15 protein-coding genes are annotated in these 20785 nt (G+C 68.5%); 6 read left to right on the top strand and 9 right to left on the bottom strand.

Annotated features, from left to right (window positions below):
• Nucleotides 1–134: 134 nt before the first annotated feature.
• Entirely contained in the window at nt 135–2084 is a 1950-nt protein-coding gene (locus EFK10_RS13590; RefSeq protein ID WP_206305439.1) for a discoidin domain-containing protein, read from the top strand.
• 245 nt (nt 2085–2329) lie between these two features.
• Here the strand turns inward: EFK10_RS13590 and EFK10_RS52030 are convergent, their stop codons facing one another.
• Nucleotides 2330–2458 (bottom strand): hypothetical protein, encoded by a 129-nt coding sequence (locus EFK10_RS52030; protein ID WP_265737508.1) that lies wholly within the window; start codon nt 2456–2458, stop codon nt 2330–2332.
• Nucleotides 2459–3026: 568 nt separating this feature from the next.
• On the opposite strand from EFK10_RS52030, the gene EFK10_RS13585 reads away from it, so the two are divergent.
• Nucleotides 3027–5366 carry a carbohydrate-binding protein gene (locus EFK10_RS13585; RefSeq protein WP_240677202.1) on the top strand — a complete coding sequence of 780 codons (2340 nt, stop codon included), beginning with the start codon at nt 3027–3029 and terminating at the stop codon, nt 5364–5366.
• A 345-nt stretch (nt 5367–5711) separates the two neighbouring features.
• Here EFK10_RS13585 and EFK10_RS13580 read toward each other — a convergent pair whose 3' ends face one another.
• The 8 genes from EFK10_RS13580 to EFK10_RS13545 all read right to left on the bottom strand — a co-directional run bounded on the left by EFK10_RS13580 (nt 5712) and on the right by EFK10_RS13545 (nt 14157).
• Complete coding sequence (locus EFK10_RS13580) at nt 5712–6251, bottom strand: hypothetical protein (protein ID WP_127355962.1); 540 nt, start codon at nt 6249–6251, stop codon at nt 5712–5714.
• 349 nt (nt 6252–6600) lie between these two features.
• Complete coding sequence (locus EFK10_RS13575; protein WP_127355961.1) at nt 6601–8013, bottom strand: MFS transporter; 1413 nt, start codon at nt 8011–8013, stop codon at nt 6601–6603.
• A gap of 261 nt (nt 8014–8274) precedes the next feature.
• Entirely contained in the window at nt 8275–9420 is a 1146-nt protein-coding gene (locus EFK10_RS13570; RefSeq protein WP_127355960.1) for a Gfo/Idh/MocA family protein, read from the bottom strand.
• Nucleotides 9420–10466 (bottom strand): TolB family protein, encoded by a 1047-nt coding sequence (locus tag EFK10_RS13565; protein ID WP_206305438.1) that lies wholly within the window; start codon nt 10464–10466, stop codon nt 9420–9422. The genes EFK10_RS13570 and EFK10_RS13565 overlap by 1 nt, the downstream gene beginning before the upstream one ends.
• A gap of 101 nt (nt 10467–10567) precedes the next feature.
• Complete coding sequence (locus EFK10_RS13560) at nt 10568–11584, bottom strand: sugar phosphate isomerase/epimerase family protein (RefSeq protein ID WP_164835982.1); 1017 nt, start codon at nt 11582–11584, stop codon at nt 10568–10570.
• The gene (locus tag EFK10_RS13555) at nt 11584–12726 is read right to left on the bottom strand and encodes a Gfo/Idh/MocA family protein (protein WP_127355959.1); all 1143 of its coding nucleotides are present in this window, start codon (nt 12724–12726) and stop codon (nt 11584–11586) included. The genes EFK10_RS13560 and EFK10_RS13555 overlap by 1 nt, the downstream gene beginning before the upstream one ends.
• Nucleotides 12726–13667: a sugar phosphate isomerase/epimerase family protein gene (locus tag EFK10_RS13550; RefSeq protein WP_164835981.1), complete on the bottom strand. Its 942-nt coding sequence runs from the start codon at nt 13665–13667 to the stop codon at nt 12726–12728. The genes EFK10_RS13555 and EFK10_RS13550 overlap by 1 nt, the downstream gene beginning before the upstream one ends.
• 109 nt (nt 13668–13776) lie before the next feature.
• On the bottom strand, nt 13777–14157 hold the full coding sequence (locus EFK10_RS13545) for a glycoside hydrolase family 3 C-terminal domain-containing protein (protein WP_164835980.1): 381 nt from the start codon (nt 14155–14157) through the stop codon (nt 13777–13779).
• Nucleotides 14158–14420: 263 nt separating this feature from the next.
• Here EFK10_RS13545 and EFK10_RS13540 point away from each other — a divergent pair, with 263 nt between their 5' ends.
• The 4 genes from EFK10_RS13540 to EFK10_RS13525 all read left to right on the top strand — a co-directional run.
• Entirely contained in the window at nt 14421–16988 is a 2568-nt protein-coding gene (locus tag EFK10_RS13540) for a glycoside hydrolase family 2 protein (protein WP_206305437.1), read from the top strand.
• Nucleotides 16989–17237: 249 nt separating this feature from the next.
• The gene (locus EFK10_RS13535; RefSeq protein WP_127355956.1) at nt 17238–18710 is read left to right on the top strand and encodes an MFS transporter; all 1473 of its coding nucleotides are present in this window, start codon (nt 17238–17240) and stop codon (nt 18708–18710) included.
• A 479-nt stretch (nt 18711–19189) separates the two neighbouring features.
• A complete protein-coding gene (locus tag EFK10_RS13530) occupies nt 19190–19828 on the top strand; it encodes an HD domain-containing protein (RefSeq protein WP_127355955.1) in 639 nt (212 codons plus the stop codon).
• Nucleotides 19829–19904: 76 nt separating this feature from the next.
• On the top strand, nt 19905–20785 hold an 881-nt coding region (locus tag EFK10_RS13525), incomplete at its 3' end, for a catalase (protein ID WP_164835979.1).

Below are 20785 nucleotides of genomic sequence, written 5' to 3'. Positions count from 1 at the left end.
CCCGCTGAACGCCTTCCAGATCGCCTTCGAAGGACGCCTGACCCCCGCCAATAACTAGAACCTCGACAACCCAGATCAGCCGTTAAGTTGACACTCCCGGCACCGGCACGGTCCAGAACAGCCGCGTCACCGCGGTGTGGGCCGATGGCATCAACCTCAACAACGTGTCGCTGAACAACTCCGTCGGCAACAGCCTCACCGCGACGAACAACTTCGTACGCGGCACCGGTGACGACGGGATGGCCATCAACTCGGTCAACTACAACACCGACTCCAGCGGCAACAAGACCTACTACACCCCGATGTCGCACATAACGATGACGCACAACACCGTCATCGCGCCCTGGGGAGGCAAGGGCATCGGAATCTACGGCGGCAGCAACCAGGACGTCGAGAGCAACTATATCGCCGACACAGCCTGCTACATCGGACTCGGCGCCGGTCGTTTCGGCGTCAACGGCAGCGATCTGCTCACCGCCACGGTCAACGGCAACGTCATCGTCCGGTCGGGCGGCAACGGCTACAGCCAGGGCCAGCCGGCACTCCAGGTGGGCAATGGCGGCGACGGACAGAACGTCGGTGTCGTGGACCATGTGACCGTCACCAACAACACGGTGATCAACGCCCTGTACGACGGAGTGGGTTTCTCCACGTCCACCAACACGCTGCTGCAGAACAACACGGTGACCGCGCCCTGGCGCAACGGCATCATCATCGCACCCCCGTCCTACCCGGCACCCACCGGATCGGCCACCATCACCGGCAACACCGTCACCGGCCTCGGGACCGGGATGACGCAGTTCGCCAACAACTCGGCCGGCTTCACCGCGACAGCGAGTGGCAACAGTTGGCAGAGCGGAGGCGGCAGCGGACAAGGACCGTACGGTGGAACCGCCGCCGCCGTCCCGGGTCTCGTCCAAGCCGAGAACTACGACACCGGCGGCCAGGGCATCGCCTACAACGTCACGTCCGTCAACGGCAGCGGCAACGGCTACCGCGCGGACGGCGTCGACCTGGAGGCCACCTCGGACACCGGCGGGGGCTACAACGTCGGCTGGACAACGGGCGGCCAGTGGTTCCGCTACACCGTCAACGTCGCCACGGCCGGAACCTACACGGTCAGCATGAGGGTCGCCGCGCTCAGCGCGGTCAGCGGCGCCCTGCACCTGTCCAACGCGTCGGGAACCAACCTCAGCGGCGCCGTCAACCTCCCGCCCACCGGCGGCTGGCAGACCTGGGGCACCGCCACCACCCAGGTGACACTGCCCGCAGGGCAACAGGTCTTGACCATTAATCAGGACAACGGCGGTTGGAATCTCAACAGCCTGCAGTTCGCAGCCGCGGGCGTCGGCGGTACCGCGTCACTGACGGCGAACCCGTCCGCGCTGAGCTTCGGCAGTCAGACCGTGTCCACGACCAGCGCGAGCCAGGCCGTCACGGTGACCAACACCGGAACGGCGGCCGCCTCGGTCGCCTCGGTCGCCGCGCAGGGTGATTTCAGCCAGACGAACAACTGTGGCACGGCCATTGCCGTGAACGCCTCGTGCACGGTCAACGTCCGCTTCACGCCCACCGCGTCGGGTGCCAGAACCGGTGCGCTGACGATCACCGGCAGCGCGTCGAACAGCCCGTCCACGGTCACGCTGTCTGGTACCGGTACGACCGCCGCCACCACCAACCTCGCCGCGGGCAAGCCGACCAGCGAGTCTTCGCATACGGATGTGTACCCGTCGTCCAACGTGACCGACGGCAACCAGGCCTCGTACTGGGAGAGCGCGAACAACGCGTTCCCCCAGTGGGTGCAGGTGGATCTGGGATCTTCGCAGTCGGTGAGCCGGGTGGTGCTCCAACTGCCTGCTGGGTGGGGCGCGCGCGACGAGACGCTGTCCCTGCTCGGCTCGACGGACGGGACAAACTTCACCACAGTGAAGTCCTCGGCGACCTACACCTTCACCCCGTCGGGCAACAACACCGGCACCATCACGTTCCCGGCCACCGCGCAGCGATACCTGCGGGCCACCATCACCGCCAACACCGGCTGGTCCGCCGGCCAGATCTCCGAGTTCCAGGTCTGGAACCAGTAAGAAGCCGTTTCCCTGTCGAGCCTGGAACGGGCTGTTCGAAAAGGGTTCCTGGCCGGGTGATCCTCCGGTGACGCGGGCCTGAAGACGGGGCCTCTTGGCAGCTCTGGGTGCGAGCCCATCCGAGCAGTTCCAGGAGGCCCCGTTGCCGCAGTCTTTCTGGGGTACGCGCCCACTTGGTTCAGCTTGGTCCAACTCAGTCCAACTCGGCACGACGATCTCGGCCCAGTCCCCGCCTCCGACGACCATCAGCCGACCGAAGGGGTAAGGGTGCGCAGGTTCGGGGCGATCTGGTTCGGGGAGCGCGGCCAGGTGAAGTCGGCGATGGCAAGGCGGATTTTCACCGGGCCACCGCCCTTCTGCACCGCTTCCGGCATCGGCGGCAACCTGGGACTCCAGGCCCAAGTAGGCGCGAAGGTCCGGGCGGCCTCACCGACGTCGAAGGCAAGTAGGCCCCGTGGTTCGAGCGGCTGAACGCGTCGGTCGTGGTGATCCGTCCGGACTTCCACATATTCGGCGGAGTCCGCACCCCGCACGCAATGGACGGCCTGGTCGCAACCTGGTCCAACGCATTCTGGCCTAATCCGGACGTGGTCCTCGCAGGTGTGCCTGAGCAGCCCGCAAGGACCACGTGCCCTTCCCTCCATCCCGCACGCTGTCCTGGTCGACGTCGGCCTGCGTCTGCCCACGGCGGTACGACAGCACGCATACGTAGGCGTCCTCTTCCGCTGCGCTGTTGAATTTTTTCTTTCCAGTGTCAGAAGCTTGCGGCCCCGTGCGTCACTCTGTACGGTCGGGGCGGTTCGGTCGCCGGTCATGTACAGGTCCTGGCCTTTGTGGGGGCCTCGGCGTTGCGCTGGGCCCCTCCCCATTCCCGAGGAGTATCCGATGTATGGGTTCTCAAGAGGCTTACCTCGTGCGGGTCGCTTCCGGCGGCGCCTGGGGGTGAGCGTCATCGCCGCGACCGGCATGGTGTGGATGTCCTTCACACCGGCGGGCGCCGCCTCCCAGCACGCCCAGGCCGCGCATCCCCCGGCCGTCGCCGCGAAGCCCGCCGCAGGCGTGGCGGCGGGCGCGAAGACGCCGTTCACCAGCTATGAGGCCGAGGCGGGGACCCTGGGCGGGGGCGCCGGCACGGTGTCGCTGACCTCGGCTCCGACGACGCAGTATTCAAGCGCGGCGCTGGAGGCGTCCGGGCACGCCTACGTACACCTCGGCGGTACCGGGCAGTCCGTGCAATGGACCAACACCACGGCCCGACCCATCCGTTTCATCAACGTACGGGCCAGCGTCCCCGATTCCCCGTCGGGCGGCGGAATCACCGCCACGCTGGACCTGTACGTCAACGGCAGGTTCCGGCAGGCGCTGAACCTGAACTCCCAGCAGACCTGGGTGTACGAGGGCAACAACAACTACAACACCAGCGACAACCAGAACCCGGCGGACGGCGACCCCCGCGTCTTCTTCGACGAGTCGCACACCTTCGTCGCCCCCATCGCGCCCGGAAGCACCTTCTCGCTGCGGAAGGACTCCTCCAACACCGCGTCCTTCTACGACGTGGACGTCGTCGATGTGGAGAACCCCCCGCCGCCGGCCGCCCGGCCCGCCAACTCGATCTCCATCACCAACTGCGGCGCGGTGGCCGACAACACCCCGACCAACGGCGCGGCCGACAGCAAGGCGGTGGACAGCGCCGCCGCCATCCAGAAGTGCATCGACCGGGCTCAGTCCCAGGGCAAGATCCTCTGGATCCCGCGGGGAACCTTCTACGTGAAGGGCACCACCGGCCTGCACGCCCAGGGCATCACGATCGCGGGCGCTGGAATGTGGTACAGCACCGTCTACCGTGATGTACCGGTGCCCAACTCCACCCCGCTGGCAGCACTGTTCTCAGTGACCTCGTGCACCGTGCAGAACTTCCACATCGACGCCAACGCCGTGAGCCGCAGCACGGTCGGCGGTGACGGGGGCGCCATGGACACCACCGGAACCAACTGGGTGGCGAACGGTCTCTGGAGCCAGCACACCATGTCCGGCTTCTGGGCCTCCGGCAGCGGCGGCACGGTGGAGAACAGCCGCCTGACCTCGATCTGGGCTGACGGCATCAACCTGAACAACGTCTCACTCAACGGCACCACCGGGGAAAACCTGACCGCGACCAACAACTTCGTGCGCGGCACCGGCGACGACGCGATGGCGATCAACTCCGTCAACTACAACACCAACGGCAGCACGACGACGTACTACACCCCGATGTCCGACATCACGCTGACCCACAACACCGCTGTCGCACCCTGGGGCGGCAAGGGCATCGGGATCTACGGGGGCAGCGGCCACCAGGTCAGCGACAACTACATCAGCGACACGGCGCGGTACATCGGCCTGGGCGCCGGCCGTTTCGGGGTCAACGGCAACGACCTGCTGTCGGCGACCGTGTCGGACAATGTCGTTGTCAGGTCGGGCGGCAACGCCTACAGCCAGGGCCAGCCCGCGCTGCACATCGGCAACGGCGGCGACGGCCAGAACACCGGTACCGTCGACCACGTCACGGTGACCGGCAACACGGTGGCCGACTCCCTGTACGACGCGGTCGGCTTCTCCACCTCGACCAACACGCTGCTGCAGTACAACACCATCACCAACCCCGGCCGCAACGGCATCGTGGTCGCGCCGCCGTTCTACCCGGCGCCCAGCGGATCCGCCACGATCACCGGCAACACCCTTACCGGACTGCGCCCCGGGACCTACCCGTTCAGGAACAACTCCAGCGGCTTCACGGCGACGGTGACCGACAACAGCTGGCCGCCCCCCGCGCCCGAGGGCCCTTACGGCGGTACCGCCGCCGCGGTGCCGGGCACGGTGCAGGCGGAGAACTACGACACCGGAGACCAGGGCGTCGCCTACAACGTCACCTCGGTCAACGGGAACGCCAACGGCTACCGTCCCGACGGTATCGACCTGGAGACGACCTCGGACACCGACGGTGTCTACGACCTCGGGTGGACCGGCGGCGGGCAGTGGTTCCGCTACACGGTGGACGTGGCCTCGGCCGGTACGTACACCGTCAGCCTGCGGGTCGCGGCCCCCTCGGCCGTGACCGGCGCGCTGCACCTGTCCGACGCCTCGGGCGCCAACCTGAGCGGGGCAGTCGACCTCCCGGCAACCGGCGACTGGCAGAACTGGGGCACGGTCACGACCAGCGTCACCCTCCCCGCCGGCCGGCAGGTCCTCACGCTCAATCAGGACAACGGCGGCTGGAACGTCAACTACCTCACGTTCAGCTAGAGAAGACTCACCCGAGTCTGGGGTTCTGGTCCTGCCGCGCGTGCGGCGGGACCAGGCTCGCGCTGTAGCGACGGACACGTGGGCCGGTGCCGTGATCTCGTGGCACCACAAGTCGTTCGGGCGCCCACCGGGTCGTCCGACCATGTCCCACAGTGGCGTCGTAGACCCGTGCACGGCACCCGCAGCGCGGGCGCGAGGGGCCCTACGATGTCAGGCCGCTTCGACCCAGCCGCTCGGGCTCAGCGCCCGCCCAGGCCGGCCGAGCCCTCGACCAGGAGAGCGAACACGTGGCCCGGGCGGGCTGCGATGCGCCGGTGTTGGCCGGTCAATCCCGTACACATCGGATTACGTCCTTCTTTCAAGGGAGGGTGACACTGCCTGGACGCGCTGAGCTCCGTGGCGTACGGCCCCGAGGCGATCGTGGTCACGCCGGTGACCGGTGACCAGATCAACAGTCTCGGCGGCGAGGCGGTCGACGGCCCTCCGGGTGAGCTCGCAAAACCGCATGAGACGGCCCCCCAGCCGCGCTCGATGACCTGACTGAGCAGCCCGGATCCCCGAACCACGGTTGGAGGGGAAGACACCGTCGTGGCTGTCCACCCAGGCGTATCGGTCCGCGCTGAGTTCCAGTCCGGCGCGGCTCCAGACCGCACGGGACTCACCGGGGGCGACGGTTGCGGTGACGTTCTCTGGGAGGTGGTCGGCTCCGTCGAAGCCGGCGACGGTGACGGCCGCGGTGGTCGTCACCTCAGTCCGGCCGCTGTTGCTCAGCCACAGTTCCAGGACGTCGCCGTCCCGCCCGAAGCTCGCGAGCACTGGCGCGAACGCCCGGGACAGGTAGTGGTAGCCGGCCTTCGGCCGTGGATGGCCTCGTGCGTCCACCACAGTTCCGCCTCCGGGACGGTGACCGTGCCGCGCGCCCAGCCGTCGGTCACCGGCAGCTCGATGGTGGTGAGCCGACCGGACGGCGCGGTGGGTTCGACCCGCGCGGTGAGTTCGGCGTCGGTGCGAACGCGCCGGCCTCGGCCAGCACGTCCACGGTCGCCGTACCGGACGTGCCGATCGCTTGCACGACGATCCGGGGCAGGTTGGCGTCGTATCATTGCGCGTTGGGCCGTTGCGGGAGGCGCTGCGCCTTCATGTACCGGTCGGACCAGTCATTGGAGATCTGCGCCAGCGCGTCGTTAGTGCCGCCTCACGGCATGTCACTGCCTGGAAGCGGCGGCAGCCGGCCTCAGCGCACGCGCTTGATCGGTGCGACGACGAGGGCAGCGACGAGGACCCAGGCGGAGGCGACTGGCCATATGGGGCCGTACGCGCCGCCGGACACGGCCACCACCGCGCCGGCGAGGACAGGACCGAGAGCCTGCCCGAGGTTCTGGCCCAGCGATGCCAGACCGAGATCGCGGCCGGCCGCTTCACGGTGCGGTAGTACATCGATGAAAAGTGCCTGGTCGACGACGATGTACGTGCCGAAGCCGAGCCCGTTTATCACGGCCATGAGGTACATCCCAGCCAGGGTCGGCCACACCAGCGGGATGAGCAGGGCGACGGTCATGATGACGGACGCTGCGACGACGAAGGGCTTGCGCCGCCTGATCCGGTCCGACCATGGGCCCGAGACGGCCATGCCGATCAGGGCGCTGGGGAGGCCTGCGACCTGTATCAGCGACGCCGTGTGCGCGGCCGCACTCGCGGACAAGGCGGGGTGGACGTAACTCTGCAGCATGTAGACCGTGTAGACGCCCGCGACCGAGTAGCCGACGAACAGCAGCACCTTTGCTATCCACGCCAGCCGGTAGTCGCGGTCGCCGAAGGCCAGCACATACGAGCCGAGGACGGTTCGCGCCTGCGGCCGCTCCACGGTCAGGTCCTTGGAGGAGCGGTCGCGTACAAGCAGCACGAAGGCGAGCGGAGCCAGTGCGAGCGTCACCGCGATCGGGAAGTACGCGGAGAGCCCGATCACGGAGAACAGGGCCCCAGCGAGGACTGCGCCGAGGATCGCGCCGAAGTAGGCGGCCAGGCCGGTGATGGCGGAGACGCCGCCGATGCGGTCTTCGGGGACACGGTCGATGACCGTGGCGCTGAGAGGGCCTGCCGCGATGTTCGCCGTCAGTTGCGCGAGAGACCACAGGACCGCCAGGGCGGCGACGCCCGGGGCGGCCGGCAGCAGGGCGACGAGCGCCGCGCCCGCGCAAGCCCCGCCGGCTATCCACGGCGCACGACGGCCACGCTTGGACCGGGTCCGGTCCGAGAGCGTGCCGACGAGGGGCTGGATCAGCATCGTGGCGAACACTCCGACGGACGTGACGACCGACAGGCCCGTCGCTTGCGAGGAGTTGAACCGGGCAAGGAGACTCAGGAGGCGTCGTTGATCCGCCGTTGGGGACACCTGGCCCGCTTCGACCTGCGTCTTCAGGTGGTTCAGGGCCGTCAGGCTCACATGGGCGTCAGCCCCGGTGAACAGGTGGTGGAATTCCAGCTGCTGCACCTGAAGCGGCAGCAAGATGCTTGATACGCCCCACAGCAGGGTGATGCCGAGGCTCGCGAGAGCGTAGTAGCGGGTGTATCGGCGCATGGCCGCCGTCTTCGGCTGATAGCGCACGGACACCGTCAGCGCCTCGGGGAGCGGCACGCCGGCGGTCATCTGGCACGACCGGGAGATGTAGTGGACATGGAGAGCTCCTCGCCTCGTGCTTGTCAGTTCGAACGTGGCGTCGAAGGGCGCCTCGGGCAGTGGCAGCAGGGGGGACGAACCACGTGGCCTCGTCGGCCAGTTCAGCAAGGGCATCGGCGGCCACTGGTGCTCCGCGGCCTGCGCATGCGTGCTGCGCGGGGTCGAGCCCCGCTGCACAGACCGTGCTGGGTGGTGGCTGTTTCGACGTGCCGCCATCCGTCCGGGAGTTCGTCAGCCCGCTGGCGGTGTCAGGGTGGGCGCGAACGGGTCGAAGTCGGGCGGGAGTGACGGGATTGGGTCGACGCTGCTCGTGACGCTGACGAACTCGTGCCGCTCGGCGGACTCCTCGATGGCGGACATGGTGTCGAGGACGTGGTAGGCGAGGTGCCCCGTGGCGGTGTGCAGATCGGCGCCACGCAGGGTGCGGGCCATCGCAACGGCCCCGACGCCGCGGCCTGAGGGCGGGCCCGGCTCGGCGATCGTCTCGAACTCCTGCTCAAGCGTCTCCGGGAGTCCCGTCCACCGCCGGTACACCTTGATGGGCGTGCCGCCGTACATGTTCGGGGCGCCGAGGACGAGGGTCCCCTCGGTCCCGTTGACCTCGAAGACGCCGAGCCGGAACTTGGGGGTGTCGACGCTCATCAGGCACGATGCGGTCGCTCCGCCGGCGAAGGTCAGGGCTGCGGCGAGGTGCGTGGGCACCTCGACGGGGAAGGCGGCTCCGGCGCGGGGACCGACGCGGACGTGCCGCGTCTGCTGTGCCCTGGTCCCCACGGCGGCGACTTCGGCGATCGGTCCCAGCAGATGCACGAGCGCGGTGAGGTGGTAGGGGCCGTTGTCGAACAGCGGGCCCCCGCCTTTGGCGAAGAGGAACTCAGGGCTGGGGTGGAACCATTCCGGGCCCTGGGACTGGAACAGGGTGGTCGCCGAGAGCGGGGTTCCGATGACGCCGGATTCGACGGCGCGCTTGGCGGTCTGCCAGAACGGCGCGAGCACGGTGTCGGAGGCGACGCCCAGCAGGAGGCTCTTCTCGGCGGCCAGGTCGGCGAGCGCCTTCGCCGAGGCACGCTCGATGCCGATGGGCTTCTCGCTCCAGACGTGCTTGCCGGCCTCGAGGGCGGCGGCGGAGACCTCGACGTGGGCTGCGGGGACAGTGAGGTTGAGCACGATCTCCACGTCGTCGTTGGCCAGGACCGAGGCGACGTCGCCGCAGGCGGGGACGTCGTACTCGGCCGCTTTCGCCGAGGCTCGCTCGGTGTGCCTGTCGCCGACGGCAACGACCTCGAGGTCCGGGTAGTGGGTGAGGGAGCTGAGGCACTGGTCGCTGACAGTACCGGCGCCGATCACGCCGACCCGGACGGGTCCGGACCCGGCCATCACGACTCCGCGCGAGCCGATGCGTCGGCGCAGGCGTTGACGGGGTAGGAGACGAATGCGAAGCGCGTGGAGTCGGGGCTCCAGCTGTTGACGTTGATGGTGCCCTGGCCGCCGAACAGTGGCACTCGGGCCAGCGGTGCGGACCAGTCCGCGGTGTCGACGAGGACGAGCTCCACGGGCAGGTTCTCCGGGTGGCCCTCGGTGCCCGCCGGGTACTGCAGATAGACCGCGAGGCGCCCGTCGGGCGCGAGGTGGGGGAACCAGTCGACGGTGTCGGTGGAGGCGAGTCGCTCCATCGTGTCAGCGCAGGGGTTCGCACTGGGGACCCTGGCCAGCTGGGCGTGGCCGGGCCTGGACGCCCAGCGCTCGGTGTTGATGTAGATCCATTCGCCGTCGGGGGACCACTCGGGCCCGTCGATGTGGCCGGCGCCGGTGTCGACCACGGTGACGGGGCCGCCCTCGGAGGGGATCAGTGCGAGCCTGGACGGGCTGCCCGATGTGTCGATCCGCACGAAGCCGAGCGTCTTCCCGTCGGGTGAGACGCCGTGCAGGAAGTACCACACGTCGTCCTCGTCCGTGACCCGGCGCACGCTGCCGCCGTTCAGGGGCCCGTGGTAGATGTGCCCGTCCATCGCCGACATGAAGATCGAGGCGCTGCCGGGGTCGAGCACGTGGTCGTTGTTGATCGCCGGCAGGCCCTCGTGGGCGATGCGGCGGGGCTTGTCGGGGGCGTCGAGGGAGACCGCCCACAGCCCGCCGTCCCCGTTCAGGTAAAGCGTGCCGCCGTCCGCTCCCCAGTTGGGCGCCTCGAGGAGTAGGCCGTCGAACTCGGCGACGACCTCGTCCGAACGGGATGTCACGTCGAACACGTGGAGCCGGCACTTCTGCCCCGGCGCCAGGACCCGACCGAGGGCGCCGGGGGCCTGCTCGAGCATGCGCGCCAGTTCGCGCGGCGTCGGCATCTTAGCCGCCAATTCGGCGATGTCGAGCGGCGCCGGTCGATCGAGTGTGGGGGCGCCCTGCGTGGATGCGGAAGGCGTGGTCATCTCTTGCACTCCTCAGACAGTCGGTTGCCGGAACACGGCAGTGGTAAGTGGTGCGATGCGATGGCGCATCACTCGGCGGCGGTCAGTGCCGCGGACTCGGATCAGCCCTGGTTGCTGAAAGCGGAGTCGAAGGACGCTGCGGGCAGGTCCCACAGCAGGGAGCGCACGAACTCCACCGCCTCGGACGCGCCGCGCAGCCGGTCCATCCCCGCGTCCTCCCACTCGATGGAGACGGGGCCGGAGTAGCCGATGGCGCGCAGCGCCCGGAAGCAGTCCTCCCACGGCACGTCCCCGTGCCCGGTGGAGACGAAGTCCCAGCCTCGGCGCACATCGCCCCAGGGCAGGTGCGAGCCGAGGACGCCGTAGCGGCCGTTTCGCGGCCGCAGCCGGGTGTCCTTGCAGTCGACGTGGTAGATCCGGTCGGCGAAGTCGGTGATGAACGCGACCGGGTCGATGTGCTGCCACATCATGTGGCTGGGGTCCCAGTTGAAGCCGAATGCCTCGCGGCGGCCGATGGCCTCCAGTGCGCGCAGGCTGGTGTGGTAGTCGTAGGCGATCTCGCTGGGGTGCACCTCGTGGGCGAAGCGCACGCCCTCCCCGTCGAACACGTCCAGGATGGGGTTCCAGCGGTCGGCGAAGTCCTCATAGCCGGCCTCGATGACCGAGGCGGGCACGGGCGGGAACATCGCGACGTACTGCCAGATGCTGGACCCGGTGAATCCGACGACGGTGTCCACGCCCATCTTGCGGGCGGCCTTGGCGGTGAGCTTGAGATCCTCGGCCGCGCGCTGCCGCACGCCCTCGGCTTCGCCGTCGCCCCACACGCGGCTGCCGACGATGGCCTGGTGGCGGAAGTCGATCGGGTCGTCGCAGACCGCCTGGCCCTTGAGGTGGTTGGAGACGGCCCAGGCCTTGAGGCCGTGTTTGTCGAGGATCTCCAGGCGGCCGCGCAGGTAGGCGTCGTCCTCGGCGGCGCGCCACACGTCCAGGTGCTCGCCGGAGCAGGCGATCTCCAGTCCGTCGTAGCCCCAGTCGGCGGCGAGCCGGGCCACCTCCTCCAGGGGCAGGTCGGCCCACTGTCCGGTGAACAGGGTCACTGGGTGCGTAGCAGCGGTCATCACAGCGTCCCTTCGATGTCGCTCCAGGCGCCGGATGCGGCGGAGGCTAGGACGGCGTCGGTGATCCGTACCGAGCGGAGCCCGTCGGCCAGGGTCGGCAGCCCGTCCGGCGCGTCCCCGGCGATCGCCGAGTACACGTCGGCGGTGAAGGCGTTGAAACAGTCCTGGTAGCCCTGCGGGTGGCCACCGGGCAGGTAGGACAGGCGTGCCTGCTCGGCGGATAGCTGGCCGGCGCCGCGGGCGATCACCTGTGCGCCGTCCGGGGAGCCGAGCCAGGCGGTCTCCGGGGCCTCCTGGTCGAAGACGGCCGATCCGGCCGAACCGTCCAGTTCGAACCAGAGACGATTGCGCCGTCCTGCGGCGACCTGGGATACGACCACGCTCCCCGGTGTGCCGGAGGCGGTCTGGAACGCGACGACCGCGACGTCCTCCGTCGTCACGGGCGCGAGCGCTGGGGCGGCTTCGGCCGCCTGTGCGGTGAAGCTCTGCGCCGAGCCGGTCGGCCGCTGCGGCACGGCGATCGAGGCCAGCGCCGTCAGGCGCGCCAGGCGCTCGCCAGAGGTGAACTCCACCAGGTCGCACCAGTGAGAGCCGATGTCGGCGAAGGCGCGTGAGCGCCCGCCGGCCTCAGGGTGCACACGCCAGTTCCCGGCGTCGGGGGCCAGCATCCAGTCCTGCAGATAGCTGCCGTGCAGTGCGTGCCACGCGCCGAACTGCCCGGCGATCCGGCGTGCCCGCAGTTCCCGCACGATCGGGTGGTAGCGGTAGACGAACGGCACCGCCGCGACCAGGCCGGACCCGGCGGCCAGCGCCTCCAGCCCCTCCGCCTCCGCGGCGGAGACCGCGACCGGCTTCTCACACACCACATGGCGGCCTGACCGCAGCACGGCCGTCGCGAAGGCGGCATGGGTCGCGTTCGGCGTGCACACGTGCACCACGTCGACATCCGCAGCCAGCAGCGCCTCCAAGTCCGGGTAGGCGGCGCAGCCCCATGCGGCGGCGGCCTCGGCCGAGTGCTCCGGCCGCGAGCCGAGTACCCCCACGACCACGCCGCCAGCCGCGCGGATCGCCCGGTGGTGCACGGACGCGATCATCCCGGTGCCGATGACCGCTGCCCGCACCCCTGCGCCGGTCTGGGTCATCAGATATCTTCCTTGCCGAGCACTGACTTCGCGAGGTCGAGGATCGCCGCGCTCTTGGCCCAGGGGTCGCCGCCGTGGCCCTCGTACTCCAACGACAGCGGACCGGTGTAGCCGTGCTCTAGGAGGATGCCGAGCGCCCGCTTCAGGTCGACCGGCCCGATGGCCCCGTCCTGCGTCACGTAGTGCGCCTTGAGGCTGACCAGTTCCGCGCGGTCGGCCAGCGCCTCGATGCCGTCGTACACGGACGTCAGGTCGATGCCGGCGTATACGTCTGCCGGGTCGCCCGCCTCGGAGGCGCCGTCGAGGAACGCCGCTGTCGTCGGTCCCATGATCGCGTCGAAGTTGCCGAGGTCGAGGAGCAGGCCGCACGCATCGCGCCCGACGGCAACGAGCAGGCTCCGCATCCACACCGGGTCGCTGCTGCGCCCGCCGTGGTTCTCCACGAGCAGCCGCGTTCCGTGCTCCTTGGCGAACGCGCCGAGTTCGCCGAGCGTGTCGACCAGATGCGCGGGCACTGTGGTGGGCTGGTGCGGATTGAACGGCGAGCTGGGGTTGACCCGCACGAACTGCGGGCTCAGCGCGGCGAACCGCTCGATCCACCGCTTGTTCAGCTCGATGTCGGCGGCGCGTTTGGCTTCGTCGGCGCCGAGAAGGTCGCCGGCGTCGATGCAGGCGTTGACCAGGCGGATGCCGTTGGAGGCAAGCGCCTCGGCGAAGGCGTCGATCTCCGGGTCGTCCACTCCGTTGAACTGGAAAGCGACGGTCTCGACCGCCTCGACACCGAGGACGTCGCGAGCCCGCGCCGGGAACTCCGAGACGCGCAGCAGCTTCGGGTAGGGCAGTTCGAAGTGGACGTCGTTGCCCTGGGGATCGGTGAAGTCGAAGACCAGGGGGCCGAGTTGCTCCCGGATGCTGTACGAGGATGCAGACAGGGTGTTCAAGGGATCTCCTCCGGGTGGGGTTTCGTGCCGGGGTTGCGTTTCACGGCGTCCGCCGCTGGCGAGGTGGATGGGGTGAGTGGAGATTCGCGGCGACCGGCCGCCGGCCCGCTTACCGGACCGGGGCGTCGACAGCCCCGTGGACGGGCCTGGCCGGGTAGGTCAGGCCGTGCCCGGACCGATAGAGGGGGTTGGCCGTGTCGAAGGGGACGTCCGCGCGTCCGGCCTCCACCTCGGCCATGGAGGAGGGCAGGTCGATTGGCAGCCGCCCGCGTGGTTCGGCCTCGCCGAACAGGACGTGCACGGTGGCTTCCTCGGTAGCGCCGAATTCGGCGATGAGTGCGGCCACGTCGTCGTTGAACGGCGTGAGGATCGCGGGCCGGTCGAGGTAGATGACGATGACCGTGGGGACGGTGCGGCAGATGGCGCGAATGCGTTCTGCTTCCTGCGGTTCGAAGTCCAGGGAGCCTGCGTGGAAGGTCTGCTCGAGCATGGCGGCGTCCATTGGCCTTCCCCAGATCGGGGGTATAGTCGGTGCCGCGCTTCTCGTAGGGAGCCGTGAGGCGCAAAACGGCGACGTCGGCCTGCTCCGGCGTGGTGACCGGTAGTCCGCGCGCGCCGAGAGCGTCGGCGGTGATGCCTTCGGTGTAGATCTTGAGGCCGGTGGCGAGCGGGAGGTGGGCCGGCCCAGCAGTGTTCTTGAGCAGGGTGTGCGCGGCCTCCTGGGCAGCCCGGCCCTGGGCACGGGCGGTGTCGGTGCCGAACATCACTGACTTCGAACTGATCGACACCGAGGTCGGGTGCGACGTTTCCGCGCTGCCGGTCAGCGGCTGGTTGCCTACGGTGGTGCCGGGCGGGGTCCATGAGTCGCTGCTGGCCGCGGGCCGGATCGAGCACCCTTATCAGGACCGTAACGAAGACGGCCTGCGCTGGATCGAGGAGCGCGACTGGTGGTTCCGCGCCTCTTGCGCCCTTCCGACCGAATGCGCCGAGGACGAGCGGGTCCGACTGGTGTTCCACGGCCTTGACACCGTCGCAGACATCTGGCTCAACGGCGAACTGCTGGGCCATCACGAGAACATGTTCCGGCCGGCCGAGTTCGATGTGACCGGGCGACTGCGCACCGACAACGACCTGCTGGTGCGCTTCTCCCCGCCGTTGGCCGGATTGACGGTTCCCGCATCCGCCGCCGAGTTCCAGGCGCGGTTCGCCGCCTTGTTCGCCCACCTCATGCCGGAGGATGAGGGGCCCGCCGAATCCGACGAGGGCATCATGGGGGCGACCAGGGCGCTGGCCACCCTGCGCCGCAAGGCACCGTGCTCGTGGGGCTGGGACTTCGGGCCGCGCGTGCCGTCGATCGGCATCTGGCGTCCGGTCGAGCTGTGCGTGGAGAAGGCGGCCGCGATCACCGGGCACCATATCCGCACGGACGCGATCGACGTGGACGGCTCGGCGACCGTCGAGGTGCTCGTCGAAGTCGAGCAGTTCGCCACCGACGCCCGACTCACAGCCTTGGTCGAGCTCACGGCCCCGTCCGGCCGGACCGTCAGGATCGAGACGCCGGTGTCGAACGGCCGGGCGCACGGCACCCTCACCGTGCCGGCGGCGGAGCTGTGGTGGACGCACGATCTGGGCGCCCCGGCCCTGCACGAGGCGACGATCACGCTGCTGGACGGCGAGGAGGTCCTGGACCGCACCATCGACCAGGTCGGGCTGCGCACCATCGTCCTGGACCGTGCCGACGACCCGGAGGGCGGGCGCCTGTTCCGGTTCCTGCTCAACGGAGTGCCGGTCTTCGCCCGCGGCGCATCCTGGCTGCCCGCGGACATGCTGGTCGGCTCAGTACCGCCCGACCGGGTCAGGGCGCTGGTGGACCTGGCCCGGCACGGCGGCATGAACATGCTGCGTATCTGGGGCGGCGGGATCTACGAGCAGGACGCGTTCTACCGCGCCTGCGACGAGCAGGGCGTACTGGTCTGGCAGGACTTCATGTTCGCCTGCACCGACTACCCGCAAAGCGACCCCAAGCTCGCCGCCGAGGTCGAACTCGAGGCCGAATACCAGGTCAAGCGGCTGCGCAACCACCCGAGCCTGGCCCTGTGGTGCGGCAACAACGAGGTGCAGGTCCTCCACGGCGCGGCCTACCAGAACTACGAGCCCGGAGACTGGGGCTACGACTTCTTCTTTCGCGTCCTGCCCGAGGCCGTCGCGAAGTTCGACGGTGCAACCCCGTACTGGCCGGGCAGCCCGTGGGGCGAGGACGCGAGCGAGGGCTGGATGGCGGCCGGGGGCGTCCTGGATGGCGACCGGCACTCCTGGGAGGTGTGGCACGGCTTCGGCCTCGGCCCGGACGGCCAGGAGTTCGCCAGCGTCGGCGACTCCCGGCACTACCGCCGGTACGCCGACGACATGGGCAAGTTCATCAGCGAGTTCGGCATCCATGCTGCCCCGGAGCTGGCCACCCTGCGCCGCTACCTGCCGGCCGACCAGCTGTACATGCACAGCGCGTCCTTCGACCACCACAACAAGGACAACCCGAAGGACAAACACGAGCCGGTACTCGAGATCGTCACCGGCCTGCCCGCCACGATCGAGCAGTACGTGGACTTCACCATGATCTCCCAAGCAGAGGGGCTGAAGTTCGGAGTCGAGCACTACCGGCGCCGCGCGCCGCACTGCAACGGCGCGCTGGTATGGCAGTTCAACGACGTGTGGCCCGGCTTCAGCTGGTCCATCGTCGATTACGACCTCGTGCCGAAAGCCTCGTATCACTACCTGTCCCGCGCCTTCGCGCCGGTGCTGGCCAGCTTCCGCCGCGATGGCGACGGACTGGAGCTGTGGCTGAGCAACAGCGGCCGCACCGAGGCGACCACGACCGCCACCGTCACCATCGCAGGCTTCGACGGCACCGACCACCTGCGCGAAGAGGTCACCGCGACCGTCGCGCCCGGCGAGTCCCGCGCCGTGTGGCGCGGCACCGATTTGGAGCTGACCGCGCACCGCTACGCCCGGGTGGAGAGTCCGGACGGCGCGTTCCCGTCGAACCGGCTGTTCTTCGGGGAGATCAAGGACGTGCCGTTCGGCGAGTCCAAGCTCGATGTCACTGCGGCCAAGACCGGGCCGGGCGTGGCCGCGCTGACTGTCACCGCGATCGGCTTCGCCTATTTCGTCCACGCGCTCACCCCGGCACCCGGAGTGCGGTTCGACGCCAACTACCTGGACCTGCGCGGGGGCCAGACCGCGACGATCAATGTCTCCGGGCTCCCGGACGGATTCGACCCCGCCGCGATCGAGGTTCGGGCCTGGCAGCCACAGCCCCAGTGACCTCGATCGAAAGGCTCCCCCGAGCCCCCCTCGTTCGCGCCGGGCCCGCTCCAGCCGGTCGCGACCGACCCGGCCCGAGGCGTCGCGCGCACCCGCGCCGGCACGGCGGTACGGCACATGAAGGAAACCGAGAACTCCCGACACCAGAAGGCGATACCTCCGAAGACCGTGGTCTTCCTCGGACGTCGCCGCTTGCCCGACACGGAAGAAGCGAACGGCTCCGCCCGTAACTCAAGGACGAGGTACTCCATGGCACTCAACGTCGCGTCGCAGCACGACGAGAAATCAGCAGACAGATCCCGCTTCGGTGTCCGCTTCGGCGTGATCCTGATCATTCTGCTGTGGTCGTTCAATCTCAACAGCCTGGTCGGCGGAATGGCCGGCACCGCACAAGCGCAGGTGGCGCTCCACTACCACACCACTCAGATCGTCTGGTTCACCCAGGTCGCCACGCTGCTCGGCGTCTTCACCACGCCTTTCACGGCCAAGGCCGCCGGGATGTTCGGCAAACGCCGGGTGCTGATAGTTATCACCGCTCTGGGTTTCATCGGCGACCTGATCAGTGCCCTGTCCACCGACTACGCGACCCTGCTGATCGGCCGCGGCGTCGCTGGCTTCTATGTGCCTTCGGGCGTGCTGGTCTTCGCGCTGGCCCGCGACGTGTTCCCGCGTCGGCAGGTCCGCCCGGCCAGCGGCCTCCTGGCCGGCAGCATCGGCCTGGTCATGTTCGGAGCCCCGTTCCTGTCCGGCACGCTGCTGGACAACCACGGATTCCGCGGCGTCCTGTGGTTCATGGTCATCGCCTCCGCCGCCGCCGTGGTGACCCTGCTCTTCGTGCCGGAGAGCCCGGTGTGCGAGCCCCGCACCCGTGTCGACTGGCTCGGCGGGATCCTGCTCGGCGGCGGCCTGACCGCCATCATCTACGGGATCGGCAACGGCACCGACTGGGGCTGGACCAGCATCAGGACGCTGGCCTACATCATCGGCGGCTTCGCGGCCGTGCTCGCCTTCCTGTTCGTGGAAAGCAGGACCGCCCACCCGATCCTCCCTCTCACCCTGCTCGGTCGGCGTCGAGTGTGGACGATGCTCCTGGTCACGACCCTCGTGATGGGCGCGTTCGTCGGCCAGAGCACCGTGATGAGCCTGCTCCAGCTCATGCCGAGCATCCCGCACGTGTCTGCGGGCCTGGGCTGGACCGCGACCAAGGCCGCCTGGGTCGGGTTCCCCAGCAGTATGCTCATCGTGACGACGTCACTCGTCACTGGCGTGCTCGCGCGGCGCGTGGACTCACGCCGGCTGCTCGTAGTCGGCGCCCTCCTGATGGCCGCAGGCCTCGCCTTGATCGGCGAGTTCCACCACAGCGTGCCCCAAGTGATGTTCCTGGGCCTCATCAGCGCGCTGGGCCTCGCCATCTGCTTGGCCGTTGGGCCCATCCTGATGATCGAGTCGGTCTCAGCCGAGGAACAGACCGTGGCCGGCGGCACGCAGAACCTGTTGCAGGGCGTGGCCTTCGCCGTGCTCACCCAGGTGGTCTTCGTCCTACTCTCCCAGCACGACCACGTTGTGCAAGGTACCGCGCTCTACAGCGATACCTCCTACCGCAACGCCCTGTGGGTGTTCGCCGCGCTAGCCCTGGCAGGCACCCTACTCACCGCCCTGATCCCAAAGGCCGTCCGGATCGGCGACGCCGGGGCCGCGGTCGAGGACGGGCAGACGGTCTGACCGTCCGAAACCCCGCCATCTGACCGCCCCGCGCGATTCGGCTGACTCCGCAACCGGGCGTAGAGTCGGCTGAGCGCGCTTCTCATGCCGACTCTTCTGGGCCCCTCACACGATGGCTCGCCGCACGTCAGGGTGCTCATCGGACCCGTACGGGCCGACGCCACCCGGCGGGACGTCCTCGATCCGCACTGTTATCAGACTTTGATGATCACTCGCGCTGACCATCACCGGTCACGGCCACCAGCGCTCAATCGTACGCATTCGCAGGTGGTCGACGACGACTTGCAGCTAGGCCGTTCACCCGGATGGACGTTGGGCGGCTGGCACGACAGGACAGGCGCAGACAATGCTGAAATGCTTTCTGTTGAGACCTTACTGATGGTGAGCGCCGCACTTACCGCCTATCCGAATCGGCACCTCCGATATCGGATCTGTGGACATGCCCACGTCCATGGTCCGCGCGCAGGAGAGAACCAATTATGAGCGAGAAGATCGCCGGTATCGAAATACCCGATACGCGACTGGCAGCCAAGGCCACGGAACTGGTCCGCGCAGCGGTGCCGCCGCTGCTCTTCGACCACTCTCGCAGGGTCTACCTGTTCGGGATGCTGCAAGGACTACAGCGCGGCTTGAAGCCTGACCCGGAACTGCTCTACGTCGGAGCGATGTTCCACGACCTGGGTCTGACTCAGACATACCGGACCACTCATCAGCGCTTCGAGATCGACGGTGCGAACGAGGCCCGCAGGTTCCTTACCGATCACGGGGTCGGCGCTGACGATGTGCGCCGGGTTTGGACGGCGATCGCCCTCCATACAACGCCCGGTGTTCCGGAGTTCATGGAGCCCGAGATCGCGTTGGTGACCGCGGGTGTGGAGACTGATGTGCTCGGGATCGGCCGTGACGACCTGGATCCCGCGGCGCTCGAAGCCGTCACCAATGCGCACCCGCGACCCGACTTCAAGCGCCGGATTCTGGAGGCCTTCACCGATGGCTTCAAGGATCGGCCCGACACCACCTTTGGCACCGTGAACGCTGATGTGCTAGCCCACTTCGTGCCCGGCTTCCAGCGCATCGACTTCGTCGAGGTCATCCGAAACAACTCCTGGCCGGAGTAGCCGGCGGAAATTACTGCATGTTTCGGCCGACCCGTGTAAACGCCAGAGGACTCCACCGCGAGCAGAGGATGAAGAAATGAGCAAGGAACCGCCAGTCACGACCACGGATGCCGGTTGTCCCGTCGCCAGCGACGAGTTCTCGCTCACGGTCGCAGCCAACGGCCCCGTCCTGCTGCAGGACGCCTACCTGATCGAAAAGCTGGCCCACTTCGTCCGCGAGCGCGTCCCCGATCGCGTGTATCACGTCAAAGGCGGCGGCGCCTTCGGCTATTTCGAGGTGACCGCCGACGTCACCGAGTGGACCAAGGCCGCCTTCCTCAACACGGTCGGCAAGCGAACGCCGATTCTTCTCCGCTGCTCGTCGGTGGCCGGCGAAGAGGGCTACCCGGACTCGGACCGCGACGTGCGCGGCTGGGCTCTGAAGTTCTACACCGAGGAGGGCAACTACGACCTCGTCGGCAACAACACGCCCGTCTTCTTCGTGCGTGACCCCATGAAGTTCCCTGACTTCATCCACTCGCAGGAGCGCATGCCCGACAGCGGCCTGCGCAGCAACAATATGCAGTGGGACTTCTGGACGCTCTCGCCGGAGTCGGCCCACCAGGTGACGATTCTGATGAGCGACCGCGGCACGCCGCGCACCTGGCGCCACATGAACGGCTACAGCAGCGACACGTACATGTGGGAGAACGCCGCGGGTAAGAAGTTCTGGGTCAAGTACCACTTCAAGACCGAGCAGGGCATCGAGAACTTCACCGACGCCGAGGCCAGGGCCATGCGCGCTGAGGACCTCGACTGCCACCGGCGCGACCTGCGGGAGGCGATCGCTCGCAGGGACTGTCCGTCCTGGCGCCTCGAGATGCAGATCATGCCCTACGAGGACGCGGCCGACTACCGCTTCAACCCCTTCGACGTGACCAAGGTCTGGCCGCACGAGGACTACCCGCCGATCACCGT

The organism is Streptomyces soli, assembly GCF_003999195.1.
Lineage (GTDB): Bacteria > Actinomycetota > Actinomycetes > Streptomycetales > Streptomycetaceae > Actinacidiphila > Actinacidiphila soli.
Note: the sequence above shows the minus strand (reverse complement) of the source record. Positions and strands in the feature narration are given on the sequence as shown.